Origin of the sequence: Microbispora sp. H10836, from assembly GCF_012999525.1 — a bacterium.
Lineage (GTDB): Bacteria > Actinomycetota > Actinomycetes > Streptosporangiales > Streptosporangiaceae > Microbispora.
This window is the reverse complement of the sequence record NZ_JABBWU010000028.1, coordinates 22,647-34,686: the sequence shown is the minus strand read 5'-3', so window position 1 is coordinate 34,686 and position 12,040 is coordinate 22,647. Positions and strand designations below refer to the sequence as shown.

Here is a 12,040-nt window from a genome sequence, read left to right as displayed (position 1 = left end):
GTCGTGGGGAGGCAGGATGACGACCAAGCGCTGGAACATCGGCATCGACATCACCGAGCAGGACGACGAGACCTACGCCTGCGCCACGCTGACCACGGCCGACGGAGTCAACGTCACGGGCGCCGGTCACGCTCACCGCAGCCCGGACGACCGGTCGATTCCCGAAGTGGGCGACGAGATCGCCACGGCCAGAGCCCTGACCAGGCTCAGCCATTGTCTCAACCAGATCGCGGTCAGGAAGATGGCCCCCCAGCAGCACGCGCTCCAGGAAGTGGTCGAACTGAACCTCCCCTGGGAGCTGCCTGAATAAGGCCTTCTGCTCCGGATCGACCACCAACGCTCGCGACGGGAGGACACGCCATGAGCAAACTCATCGTGGTCGGGGTGGACGGATCGGCACAGGCCCTGGGCGCTGTGGACTGGGCCGCCGCCGAAGCCGGGCGCAGGCATCTGCCGTTGCGCATCGTGCACATCGCGGTCCGCTGGGAGTACAACGTCGCGATCCGCGAACCCGGCCTGGAGGCGCCACGGCCGGAGGCCGCAGGACTCGCGGTCCTCAGGATCGCCGAGGACCGCGCCCGCACCTTCGCGTCCATCGACGTCGGCTGCAGGCTCGGGATCGGCCCCATCCCCGTCACGCTCCTTCAGGAGGCGGCCGACGCCGCCCTGCTGGTGCTGGGCTCGCGCGGCACCGGGGGCTTCACCCGGCTGCTGCTCGGCTCGGTGAGCCGCCAGATGGCGGAACACGCCGCGTGCCCCGTCGTCATCGTGCCCGGGAATGCTGGAACCGGGTCCGGGCCATCCGGGATCGTCGTCGGCGTCGACGGCTCGGAAGCCTCCGTCGACGCCGTGGGGTTCGGGTTCGAGGAGGCGTCCCTGCGCTCGGTCGGCCTGCGAGCCGTGCACGCCTGGGTCCATCCGGCATGCCCTCGGGAGATGCGCCCGGTCCGCTACGACACGGCGGCGGTCGCACGAGAAGGCGCCAGGCTCCTGTCGGAGTCGCTCGCGGGTTGGAAGGCCAAGTACCCGGACGTTCCCGTGGACGAAGAGGTGATCGAAGGCGCCCCCGCGTCGGTTCTGGCCGACGCGTCGAACGACGCGGAACTTCTCGTCGTCGGAGCCAGAGGACGTGGCGGCTTTCCCACGCTCCGCCTCGGCTCGGTCAGCCACGCGGTCCTCCACCATGCGAAAGGACCGGTGGCCGTCGTACGCGGACCTCATCCCGGGCGGCGGTGAGCGGACGCCGTCCCGCCGCCGCGAAGCGTTGTCCAGCTCGTGACGGTTCAGGGCGCCTGACCAGGGTTGTCACCGTGGGTGTCGCCGGCGTGGTCAGCCCGGTTCCATCCGGGGACGCCGAAACCGCCGTGGCACGCCCGCCCAGCGGGCGTGGATCGCCGCCATCGCCCGCTCCAGCGTCTGTTCCTGCGGCGCATCGGTGTCGATCTCGGTCGCGTCCGGCCAGGGCGCCATCGTCGCCGTCATCGCCGCGGCGATCGTCTGGTCCGCGTCCGATATCCCGCCGGTGCGGCGCGCGAGGCGTTCGGCGGTCACCTGCGGAGCGGCGGTGCAGCACAGCGCCAGGAGATCGGCGCAGGCACGCCGGGCCAGGCCCACCGCGGCCGTGCGGTGCGCGTCGTCCGTCCAGGAGGCGTCGACGACGACCGGCTCGCCGAGACCGAGCAGCCTCTCGGCCCTGGACAACAGCTCGGTGTAGGTCCGTCGGGTGGACTCCGCGCGGTAGATGCCTTCGCCGAAGGGGGCGGCCGCGGGCTGGTGTGGCGATATGCCGGCGAGTTCCTTGCGAAGGCGGTCGCTGGTCAGCAGCGTGCAGCCGAGCCGGTCGGCGACGGCGGCGGCCAGGGTCGACTTGCCGGTCCCCGGGAGCCCGCCGACGAGGACCATGGTGACCGCGCCCGCCTGGAGATGGCCCAGCGTGATCTCGGCCAGACGCCGGGCCTCCCATCCCGCTGCGGTGTCTCCCTGGCCATGGCGCAGGCAGGCGACCTTGGCGCGGACGAAGGCCCGGTAGGCGACGTAGTGATGCCACAGCGAGGGCGGCGAAGGGTCGCCGGAGAACTCGGCGTACCAGCGCAGGAACAGCTCTGCCAGGCGAGGTGCGCCCAGTCGCTCCAGGTCCATGGCCAGGAAGGCGGCGTCGTCCAGGCCGTCGACGAAACGGAGCAGGTCGTCGAATTCCAGGCAGTCGAGGATCCGAGGCCCGTCGTCCAGGCAGAAGATGTCGTCGGTGAGCAGATCGCCATGGCCGTCCACGATCCGGCCTTCCGCGACCCGGCCGGCGAAGAGCGGTTCCCGGCCGCCGAGGAAGCGCAGCGTGAGCCGTTCGATCTCGCCGAGGACCTCGGTGTCGATCACCGCCTCGGGCAGCGCCCGCACCTCGCGGAAGCTGGCGGTCCAGCGATCTCGCAGCGCCTGCCCGCCCCCTTGTTCGTCGATGCGGGGACTGTGCGGGGATCGGGCGTGCATGCCCGCGATCATTCGCGCGACCCGGCACACGGCGTCCTCCACCGGTTCTCCCGCGCGGACGAGTGCCGATAGGCGGCGTTCGTCCGGCATACGCCGCATCACCACGAGGTGCTCCCAGACCCGTCCGTCCGGGCCGGCCACGTCGGCCACTCCTTCGTAGACGTCCGGCGCCAGCCGGCGGTTGAGTTCGACCTCCTTGTGGCACATCGCCCGCCGGGCCTCCAGCGTGGTGAAGTCCAGGAAGCCCAGATCAACGGGCTTCTTCAGCTTGAAAGCGTGATCGCCGAGGAGGATGACCACCCCGGCGTGCGTCTCCTTGACCTGCGCCCATGGCCTCATCGAGGTGCCCCCGTCCCCGGCCGGTGCCAGACGGCGTCTCCACGTCTGCTTCCCGGAGACATTCCCCGCGCACCGGCTTCTCCCCTCGGCTGTGGCCACAGGGCGCGGAACGTCCCGCCGGAGAAGCACTTGACGCGGTCAGTGGCGGACCACGATCACGGGTGCGCGCGCGTGATGCAGTACGGCGTGAGCGGTGGCGCCCAGGCCCAGCCGGGCGGCCATCCCCGTATGGGCCCCGATGATGACCAGGTCGGTCTCCACCGAGGCGTCGATCAGGGCCTTGGCCGGGTGTTCCCGCACGACGCGCTCGGTGAGCGTCACGTCGGGGAAGTTCTCCCGCCGGCCGGCGATGCTCTCCGCGAGCAGGCGCGCCTCCTCCGCCCCGACGCTGTTCACGTCGTAGACGAGCGGCTGCATGTCGCCCGGCGCCGTCGCGACCGGATGCGTCCAGGCGTGCACGGCAAGCAGGCCGGCCTGCCGCAGCGCGGCCTCGTGGAAGGCGAAGTCCAGGATGGGTTCCTGATCGGGACGCCCGGTGACGCCGACGGTGATCTCCCTCCGGTCACCATCTCCCGGTTGCCTGACGACGGCGACGGGGCAGGGGGCCCGGGCCGTGACGTAGCGGCTCACCGAACCCAGCAGCAGCTCGGCGAACCCGCCACGGCCGCGATTTCCCACGACGACCAGCTGAGCGCCCTCCGCGGCCGCGACGAGCGCCTCCGCCGCCGCGCCGTCGACGATCTCAGCCGACACGGCCAGACGCGGCCTGCCCGCTCTGGCGTGGGTCGTCGCTTGGTCGAGCACGGCTCGCGCCGCCGCCTCGGCATCGGCTCCCCAGGTCGCGGGCTGCGGGACGAGTGGCACGTAGTAGGGCCAGCGCAGCGTCGCGTACACGATCCGCAGCGGCGCACCGCGGAGCTCGGCTTCCTGACCGGCCCAGCCGGCGGCCTGGAGCGAGGGCGTCGATCCGTCGACGCCGACGACGATCGGTTCTGCCATGGCGCCACCCCTCACACGTTGCCGGTAAGGCTCCTACAGAGGTTGTGCCCGCCTCCATGCCGTTCGTGCAGCGCGTCGCGCCCGAGGGTCCTCCTACTTGAGGAACGGATAGCGCCGCACCAGCGCCGTGTTCCCCCACCATTTGCCGATTCCAAGAGTGTCCCCCGCGTCGATCAGGGCCAGTCCCACTATGACGAGTGCGTAGAGCAGGCGGTAGTCCATGAATGGGTTGTGCTCGGGCGGCAGTTCGGCGGCCCACATGAGAAGTAGCAGCAGCCCGCCCAAGACGGCTGTCAGGCGCAGTCCGACCCCCAGGATGAGCGCCACGCCGATGCCCAAGAGGCCGATCATGAAAAGCCAGTCGGCCCAGGCGTGACCGGCCAAAGGAGAGAACACCGCGCCGAGGGGTTTTCTCGCGGTGCCTTTCAGGTATCCGGTCGTCGGGCTCGCGCCCATGATCCAAGCCTTGTCCGCGGGGGTACTGAAGCCCCAGCCGAAGGCCTTGTCAAGGAACGCCCAGAGGAACACCCAGCCGATCGAGATCCGGACGAGCGCCCAGACGTAATCGCTGAGACGAGCCGCCGTACCCCCCACGCGGTGCCGAGCGGTGTGAACGGTCGCGGCCCCACCTCTGTTTTCGGAACCGGCCATCGCAGCTCTCCCAGGAGTGTCACGCGGTCCCCGGCGAGGATGTCCGCCCTGCCTGCCCGTGCTCGGCGTAGGCGAAGGCCTCGCCCTTCATCGCCACAAGGGGCCTCCCGACGGTGGTACCCCAACGCGCCGGTGGAACCTCACAAAGCACCCCGGGTTAGGCCGTGATCAGGCAAAGCTATGGGGACGTTGTCGCGGGTGATGATCTGGGGCATCGCGGGAATCACCAGCCGGTACGACCACGGCGTCGGCTACTGCTCATGGCCAGGGTGGGTATAAGGGCCGGGACGCGAGTCATCGAGTGTGTCGGGGGCACCGATGAGCGTAACGGATATGGGCAAGAAGGCACGGGACGTGATGCACGAAGGCGTTCAGTGCATCGGTGAACACGAAACGCTGCGTACCGCCACGCAGATGATGGCCGACCTGGGAGTCGGTGCGTTGCCCATCTGCGGGGACGACGACCGGCTCAAGGGGATCATCACCGACCGCGACATCGTGGTCATGTGCTGCGCGCACGGCATGGACATCGACCGGACGACCGCCGGCGAACTGGCCCGTGGCCTGGTGTGGGTCGATGCCGACGCCAGCGTGGAGGAGGCGCTGTTCGCGATGGAGGAGCACCACATCAAGCGCCTGCCTGTGATCGAGCGTCATCGTCTGGTCGGCATCATCAGCGAGGCGGATCTGGCCAAGGAGCTGCCGGACAGCAAGCTCGCGGAGTTCGTCCACCGCGTCTACGCGCTCGACTGACCGCCGGCGGCCGCACCTCCGCTGACCGGAGTTGAGCTGGGCGACGCAGTGCAGGACTGGAACCAGGCCGATGGCGGAGGTGATCCGGTATGGACCGCCGTTCTCCGGGGAGCGCGCTCGATCCTTCCGAGGTACAGGTGGAGACCCGGGGATCGGTCCCGGCCGGTTCGGCCGACGAGGCCCGCGAGACGGTCGCGGGCCTCACCGCGCTCGCGCACGAACCGGTGCTCTACGCCCGGGTGAAGCTCGGCGTCTCGGCCGACCCGGCCGTCCCCCGTCCCTGCGTCGCCCAGGCCAACCTCGACGTGAACGGCCGGCTCGTCCGGGCCCAGGCGGTCGGGGAGCACATGCACCAGGCGATCCGCCTCCTGGAGGACAGGCTTCGGACCCGGCTGCGCCGTACGTCACGGGACTGGGAGGACCTGCGCGGGCGATATCCCCTGGACGTCGACCAGGAGTGGCGGCGGTCGAGCCCGCCTCGCCACCCGCTGCCCTACTTCCCCCGGCCATCCGGCGAGCGGCAGGTCGTACGGCACAAGGCGTACGAGCTCGCCTGGGCGACCCCGGACGAGGCCGCCTTCGACATGGAGCAGCTCGACTACGACTTCCACCTGTTCCGGGAGGTGGACACCCGTCAGGACAGCGTCATCTACCGCAGCGGAGAGGGATACCGGCTGGCGCAGGTGTCACCCCGTCCCGATGGTCTGGGCCCGGTGTCCGTACCGCTCACCGTCAGCACCACGCCCGCACCGGTTCACACGGTGGAGGAGGCCACGGCGCGGCTGGAGACGAGCGGCCTGCCCTTCGTGTTCTTCGCCGACAGGCGGACGGGCCGGGGCAACGTCGTCTACCACCGCTACGACGGCCACTACGGGCTCATCACGCCCAGCGTCTGACCGGCGTTCCGCACGCGGGCCGCCGGGCGACGGTACGGGACGCCGGCACTCAGGCCGGCGGCCACGACTGCGCTCCGCGGACGGCCGGGGCAGGTTCCCGGCGCTCCTGTCCGCGCTCGGCCGCGGCGACGTTCTCCTTCACCGAGAAGAAGCTGTCGGGTGCGACGGAGATCGAGTCGATGCCCGCCTCGACCAGGAACCGGGCGAAGTCCGGGTCGTCGCTGGGCCGTTGCCCGCAGAGCCCGACCTTGCGCCTCTTCGCGTGCGCGGCCGAGATGAGGTGCTCGATGCTGCGGGTGAGGGCGGGATTGCGTTCGTCGAACAGGTGCGCCAGCTCGGCGGAGTCCCGGTCGACCCCGAGGGTGAGCTGGGTGAGGTCGTTGCTGCCGATGGAGAACCCGTCGAAGCGGTCGGCGAACTCCTCGGCCAGGATGATGTTGGCCGGGATCTCGGCCATGGCGTAGACCTCCAGGCCGTCTCGGCCCCGCCCCAGGTTCTCCTCGGCCATGACCCGCAGGACCCGGTCGGCCTCCTCGACCGTACGGCAGAACGGGATCATCACGATGACGTTGGTGAGTCCGATGCGCTCCCGCACCCGGCGGATGGCACGGCATTCGAGGGCGAAGCCCTCCCGGTACCCCTCCGTGTAGTAGCGGCTGGCCCCGCGCCACCCGAGCATCGGGTTCTCCTCGTGGGGTTCGAACCGCCGCCCGCCGACGAGCCGGGCGTACTCGTTGGTCTTGAAGTCGCTCATTCGTACGATCACCGGGTCGGGCCAGCGGGAGGCGGCGATGCGGGCGATGCCGTGGGCCAGCCGCTCGACGAAGTACTCGGTCAGGTCGTCGTAGCCCCGGGTGAGCTCGGTGATCCTGCGGCGGGCGTCCTCGTCGACGCGGCCGGGGTGCACGAGGGCCATGGGGTGGATCTTGACGTGGTTGTTGACGATGAACTCCATCCGAGCCAGGCCGACGCCGTCGGCGGGCAGCCGCCACCAGCGGAAGGCCGCGGCGGGGTTGGCCAGGTTGAGCATGACCCTGGTCCTGGTGGCCGGGATGTCCTCCAGGCTGATCTCCTCGTCCTCGTAGTCGCGCAGGCCCTCGTAGACGAAGCCCTCGTCGCCCTCCGCGCAGGAGACGGTCACCGTCATGCCGTCACCGAGCAGGGCGGTCGCGTCGCCGGTGCCGATGATCGCGGGGACGCCGAGCTCGCGGCTGACGATGGCCGCGTGGGACGTGCGGCCGCCGTGGTCGGTGACGATCGCCGCGGCCCTCTTCATGATCGGCTCCCAGTCGGGGTCGGTGATCTTGGTGACGAGCACCGATCCGTCCACGAACCGGTCGATCTCCGCCGCGCTGGTCAGGTTGCACACCGGCCCTGCCGCTATCGCGTCTCCGATGGCCAGCCCCTTCACCAGCGGCTCGACCATCGGCTCACCGGCGTCGCGGATGCGGTAGGTGCGCAGCAGCGACGCCTCCCGGCGCCTCTGGACGGTCTCCGGGCGGGCCTGGACGAGGAAGATCTCGCCGGTCCTGCCGTCCTTGGCCCATTCCATGTCCATCGGGGTGCCGTAGTGGCCCTCCACCGTGGTGGCCCACCGGGCCAGCAGCAGGATCTCCTCCTCGTCCAGCGCGTACCGGACCGCCTCATCCTCCGTGGTGTCGAGCTGGCGGGTTCCTCCCGCGGAGTCGTAGACGACCTTGCGCTCCTTCCGCCCCCGGGTCTTCGACACGATGGGAAACAGGCCCGGGTCGCCAAGGAGCGGCTTGAACACCACGTACTCGTCGGGATCCACCCTGCCGCCGACCACCGTCTCGCCCAGCCCCCAGGAGGCGTCGATCAGGACCGAGCGGGGGAAACCGGTCTCGGTGTCGATCGAGAACATCACCCCGGCGGCGCCCAGATCGGAGCGGACCATGCGCTGCACCCCGACCGACAGGGCGACGTCCAGGTGACCGAACCCGCTGTCCTCCCGGTAACTGATCGCCCGGTCGGTGAACAGGGACGCGTAACAGCGAAGACAGGCGCCGAGCAACGCCGCCACACCGCTGACGTTGAGGAAACTCTCCAACTGCCCGGCGAAGCTGGCCTCCGGCAGGTCTTCCGCGGTCGCGCTGCTCCGCACCGCGACGTCCGGGTCGATGGTGCCCAGGCGATCGGCCAGCTCACCGTACGCCTGCTCGACGGCTGCCGTGACCGCCGCCGGAAGTTCGGCCGCCAGGATGGCGTCCCGTATCGCATGGCCGACCTCCGGCAGATCAGTCCCCCCGTGCAGGCGGCCGATGTGCTCAGCGATCACTTCGTTCAGCCCGTTCACCTGGATGAACTGGCGGTATGCCTCGGCGGTGAGGGCGAAGCCCTCCGGCACGCGAACCCCCGCTCGGGCCAGGTTGCGCGTCAGTTCTCCCAGGCCCGCGTTCTTGCCGCCCACGAGGCCGACGTCCGTCCGGCCCAGCTCGGCGAACCACTTGACCAACCGCGACATGGCCCACCCCGCTACATGTCGACTACGGAAGTCCCTCCCACCCTGTGCCTCGCGCAGCCGGCGAGGTAGGGAACTTGGTCTCCTGCCCGCGGACGAACGTCCCGCCCTGCCGGAGGCTCGTCCAGTCGAAGTGAAATCACATCGGTCCGTGGGTACGGAGCCAGGGATCAGGGGGTGGATACGCGAGATGCCCAGTCACGTTTTCCAGGACGAGATGCGGCAGGTGCTCGACGAGGTATACCGCGAACGTGAAACGGTCGCGGTCCGGGATGTCTACGCGAACGCGTCGGCGCGTCTGCACCTGACCGCCGACATGCTCGCGCACCTGAACGAGATCCCGGAGGGCGCCTACACCAGGCAGGAGATGATCGAGGCGATCAACAGAGTGATCCTGCACCGTAACGAGCAGGACACTCTCGGCCTGATCGAGGAGCCTTCCCGGACCGGGGAAGCGGGGGACACGGCCGAGACGTAACGCGGCGCCGACCCGGGAGGCGCCGCGATGACCCGCCATCGGGGGCCGGGCAATGTCCGGACCCCTCCCGGATCGACCGGGGCAGATCCGAGAGGAGCTGCGGTGGATCCGTGGTCACTGGCTTACGAGGGGTTCGATCCCGGTCACGAGGGACTGCGCGAGGCGCTGTGCACGCTGGGCAACGGCCGGTTCGCCACGCGAGGTGCGGCACCCGAAGCCGAGGCCGACGCCGTCCACTACCCGGGGACGTACGTCGCCGGATGCTACGACCGGCTCACCTCGAACGTCGCGGGCCACCAACTGTCCAACGAGGACATGGTCAACCTGCCGAACTGGTTGCCGACGACCTTCGCGACACCCGGCTCCGCGTGGTTCTCACCGAGTACGGCGGACCTGCTCCGGTATCGGCAGGAGCTGGACATGCGCCACGCCGTCCTGCACCGGCTGATCCGCTTCCGGGACACCGAGGGCCGTATCACGTCCGTACGGCAGCGCCGCCTGGTCTCCATCGCCGACCCCTACCTGGCCGCACTGGAGACGACCTTCACGGCCGAGAACTGGTCGGGGCCTGTCCGCGTACGCTCCGGCCTGGACGGGCGCGTGGCCAACACGGGAGTGGCCCGATACCGCGAACTACGCGGCGACCATCTGACGCGGCACGCGACGGGGACCCGTGAGCCCCTGACATGGCTGCGCGCGCGGACCCGCTCCTCCGGCATCGAGGTCGCCCTGGCCTCGCGGGTCGACACCTCTCCGAGCAGCGGAGGTGAGCCCGAGGTCGAGCGACACGACGATCACGTCATGGAGATACGCGTGCTGCGGCTGGAACGGGGTCGCCCCGTCACGGTCGTCAAGACGGTGGCGCTCACCACATCGCGCGATCTCGCGATCGCCGATGTGACCTCGGCCGCGCTGCGGCGGGCCGAGCTCGCGCCCGGGTTCGGCGAACTGCTGGAACAGCATGAGATCGCCTGGCGTGACCTGTGGGAACGGGCCCGGCTGGAGGTGACGGGCCCGCGCGTCCAGCGGGACATCCGCCTGAACACCTTCCACCTGCTGCAGACCCTCTCACCGCACACCGCCGATCGCGATGTGGGTGTGCCCGCACGTGGCCTGCACGGCGAGGCGTACCGGGGACATGTGTTCTGGGACGAGCTGTTCGTGCTGCCCTGGCTGAGCCTGCGGTTCCCCGAGATCGCCCGCGGGGTGCTTCGCTATCGCCTGCGGCGGCTGCCGGAGGCGCGGGCGGCCGCCCGCGCCGCGGGTCTGCGCGGGGCGATGTTCCCCTGGCAGAGCGGCAGCGACGGCCGCGACGAGACCCCACGGCTCCACCTCAACCCCCGCTCAGGCCGGTGGACACCCGACCACACTCACCTGCAGCGGCACGCCGGGCTGGCCATCGCCTACAACGCCTGGCAGCACTACGCGATCACCGGCGACATGGAGTTCCTCGCCGGGACGGGCGCCCGCCTCCTGGTCGAGATCGCCCGCTTCTTCGCCTCGCTGGCGCGGCTCAACCCCGTGTCGGGCCGCTACGAGATCCAGGGCGTGATGGGGCCGGACGAATACCACGACGGCTATCCCGGCGCCGCGTCCCCGGGCCTGGACAACAACGCGTACACCAACATCATGACGGTGTGGCTGCTGTTGCGCGCCCGTCAGGCGCTCGACCTGATGCCGCGACGCGCGCGGGAGGACCTGCGCCGCCGCCTCGGCCTGACGGACGTGGAGACCGAGCGCTGGGAGGAGATCACCCGGCGGATGCGCGTGGACTTTCACAATGGCGTCATCAGTCAGTTCACCGGGTACGAGCACCTCGCGGAGCTGGACTGGGATCGCTATCGCGGCGTGCGGCGGCTGGACCGGGCGCTGGAGGCCGACAACGACAGTCCCAACCGATACCGGGCGTCGAAGCAGGCCGACGTGCTCATGCTGTTCTACCTGCTCACGGCCCGCGAGGTGAGGCAGATCCTCGACCGGCTCGGCTATCCGGCGGCGCCGGGCCTGACCCGCCGCACCATCCGCTACTACCTCTCCCGCACCTGCCACGGTTCGACCCTGAGCGCCGTGGTGCACGCCTGGGTGCTGGCACGATCGGACCGCACCGGCTCATGGCGGTTCTTCACCGAGACGCTGACCGGCGACATCACCGACGTACAGGGAGGAACCACCGCCGAAGGGGTCCACCTGGGCGCCATGGCCGGCACGCTGGACCTGGTCCAGCGCTGTTACCTCGACCTCGAGGCCCGGCCCGACGGCCTGCACCTGAACCCGGTGCTCCCCGAACAGCTCACCACGCTGTCGCTGTGCCTCCGCTACCGGGGCGCGGAACTCGCCGTCGAGGCCGATCCCACCCGCGTGCGGATCACCCGGGCCGATGACGGCCCTACCGCCCTGGATTTCGTGGTGCACGGCCATCACGCCCGGCTTCGGCGTGGCGACAGCCGTAACTTCCCCCTCCCTGAACGGAAGCGCGACGAGTGATCAGCGGCCGAGCGCATCGAGGGCCAGGACCGCAGGACGTCGACGCCGATCTCCCCACGTTGCCCAGCGGAGCGGCAGGCCGAGGCCGACGATGTCCGCTGGGTCGCCTGCCGGAGCCGTCTTCGTCGGGAGGAGGACGGTGGCCTCGCCGGTCGTCGTCTCCACGTCGTCCTGGTCGACGATCGACAGGCGGATCGTCACCTCGCCGCACGCGCCGAGCTCGCCGCCCGCCCCGGCAGCGACACCTTCGCGGTCTTCGGATTGCTTGGCCTGCGGCAGCCCGGCTCCACCGCGATCGACGTCGAGAGGCTCTTGTCCGCCGCGACCGGTCTGCAGGGCGGGGCTCCGCCCGACTCCTGGCAGGTGCACCCCGACAAGGACCTCAGGCGTGCTCGGCCTGACCGGTGTCGAGCCCGCCGGCTGCGGCGCGTCTTCGTGAGGGTTCACCCTTTTCGCTCACACTCTCGTACGCACCGG

At 70.3% G+C, this 12,040-nt stretch carries 11 protein-coding genes; 6 read left to right on the top strand and 5 right to left on the bottom strand.

Features of this window, described 5'->3' with window-relative positions; genetic code table 11:
* The first annotated feature begins 16 nt into the window (after positions 1 to 16).
* Positions 17 to 310 (top strand): dsRBD fold-containing protein, encoded by a 294-nt coding sequence (locus HHX30_RS35670; RefSeq protein WP_169987973.1) that lies wholly within the window; start codon positions 17 to 19, stop codon positions 308 to 310.
* A 50-nt stretch (positions 311 to 360) separates the two neighbouring features.
* Entirely contained in the window at positions 361 to 1,236 is an 876-nt protein-coding gene (locus tag HHX30_RS35665) for a universal stress protein (protein ID WP_169987971.1), read from the top strand.
* Positions 1,237 to 1,329: 93 nt separating this feature from the next.
* On the opposite strand, the gene HHX30_RS35660 is transcribed toward HHX30_RS35665, so the two are convergent.
* From HHX30_RS35660 to HHX30_RS35650, 3 genes are all read right to left on the bottom strand, one after another.
* Positions 1,330 to 2,823, bottom strand: a complete 1,494-nt coding sequence (locus HHX30_RS35660) for an AAA family ATPase (protein WP_169987969.1) — start codon at positions 2,821 to 2,823, stop codon at positions 1,330 to 1,332.
* A gap of 138 nt (positions 2,824 to 2,961) precedes the next feature.
* The gene (locus HHX30_RS35655) at positions 2,962 to 3,822 is read right to left on the bottom strand and encodes a universal stress protein (protein WP_169987967.1); all 861 of its coding nucleotides are present in this window, start codon (positions 3,820 to 3,822) and stop codon (positions 2,962 to 2,964) included.
* A 93-nt stretch (positions 3,823 to 3,915) separates the two neighbouring features.
* Positions 3,916 to 4,473, bottom strand: coding sequence for a DoxX family membrane protein (locus tag HHX30_RS35650; protein ID WP_169987965.1), 558 nt, complete (start codon positions 4,471 to 4,473; stop codon positions 3,916 to 3,918).
* Positions 4,474 to 4,806: 333 nt separating this feature from the next.
* Here HHX30_RS35650 and HHX30_RS35645 point away from each other — a divergent pair, with 333 nt between their 5' ends.
* On the top strand, positions 4,807 to 5,226 hold the full coding sequence (locus tag HHX30_RS35645) for a CBS domain-containing protein (protein ID WP_169987963.1): 420 nt from the start codon (positions 4,807 to 4,809) through the stop codon (positions 5,224 to 5,226).
* Between the two features lie 89 nt (positions 5,227 to 5,315).
* Positions 5,316 to 6,122, top strand: a complete 807-nt coding sequence (locus tag HHX30_RS35640; RefSeq protein WP_169987961.1) for a sigma 54 modulation/S30EA ribosomal C-terminal domain-containing protein — start codon at positions 5,316 to 5,318, stop codon at positions 6,120 to 6,122.
* 49 nt (positions 6,123 to 6,171) lie between these two features.
* Here HHX30_RS35640 and ppsA read toward each other — a convergent pair whose 3' ends face one another.
* A complete protein-coding gene (ppsA, locus tag HHX30_RS35635; RefSeq protein WP_169987959.1) occupies positions 6,172 to 8,604 on the bottom strand; it encodes a phosphoenolpyruvate synthase in 2,433 nt (810 codons plus the stop codon).
* Between the two features lie 187 nt (positions 8,605 to 8,791).
* On the opposite strand from ppsA, the gene HHX30_RS35630 reads away from it, so the two are divergent.
* Complete coding sequence (locus HHX30_RS35630) at positions 8,792 to 9,079, top strand: hypothetical protein (protein ID WP_169987957.1); 288 nt, start codon at positions 8,792 to 8,794, stop codon at positions 9,077 to 9,079.
* Positions 9,080 to 9,181: 102 nt separating this feature from the next.
* A complete protein-coding gene (locus HHX30_RS35625; RefSeq protein ID WP_169987955.1) occupies positions 9,182 to 11,563 on the top strand; it encodes a glycoside hydrolase family 65 protein in 2,382 nt (793 codons plus the stop codon).
* On the opposite strand, the gene HHX30_RS35620 is transcribed toward HHX30_RS35625, so the two are convergent.
* Complete coding sequence (locus HHX30_RS35620) at positions 11,564 to 11,932, bottom strand: hypothetical protein (protein ID WP_169987953.1); 369 nt, start codon at positions 11,930 to 11,932, stop codon at positions 11,564 to 11,566.
* Positions 11,933 to 12,040 lie beyond the last annotated feature (108 nt).

Bases quoted from the DNA above. Each gene is read 5' to 3' on its own strand.
- HHX30_RS35670 (WP_169987973.1), top strand. From the start codon at position 17: ATGACGACCAAGCGCTGGAACATCGGCATCGACATCACCGAGCAGGAC.
- HHX30_RS35665 (WP_169987971.1), top strand. From the start codon at position 361: ATGAGCAAACTCATCGTGGTCGGGGTGGACGGATCGGCACAGGCCCTG.
- HHX30_RS35660 (WP_169987969.1), bottom strand. From the start codon at position 2,823: ATGAGGCCATGGGCGCAGGTCAAGGAGACGCACGCCGGGGTGGTCATC.
- HHX30_RS35655 (WP_169987967.1), bottom strand. From the start codon at position 3,822: ATGGCAGAACCGATCGTCGTCGGCGTCGACGGATCGACGCCCTCGCTC.
- HHX30_RS35650 (WP_169987965.1), bottom strand. From the start codon at position 4,473: ATGGCCGGTTCCGAAAACAGAGGTGGGGCCGCGACCGTTCACACCGCT.
- HHX30_RS35645 (WP_169987963.1), top strand. From the start codon at position 4,807: ATGGGCAAGAAGGCACGGGACGTGATGCACGAAGGCGTTCAGTGCATC.
- HHX30_RS35640 (WP_169987961.1), top strand. From the start codon at position 5,316: ATGGACCGCCGTTCTCCGGGGAGCGCGCTCGATCCTTCCGAGGTACAG.
- ppsA (WP_169987959.1), bottom strand. From the start codon at position 8,604: ATGTCGCGGTTGGTCAAGTGGTTCGCCGAGCTGGGCCGGACGGACGTC.
- HHX30_RS35630 (WP_169987957.1), top strand. From the start codon at position 8,792: ATGCCCAGTCACGTTTTCCAGGACGAGATGCGGCAGGTGCTCGACGAG.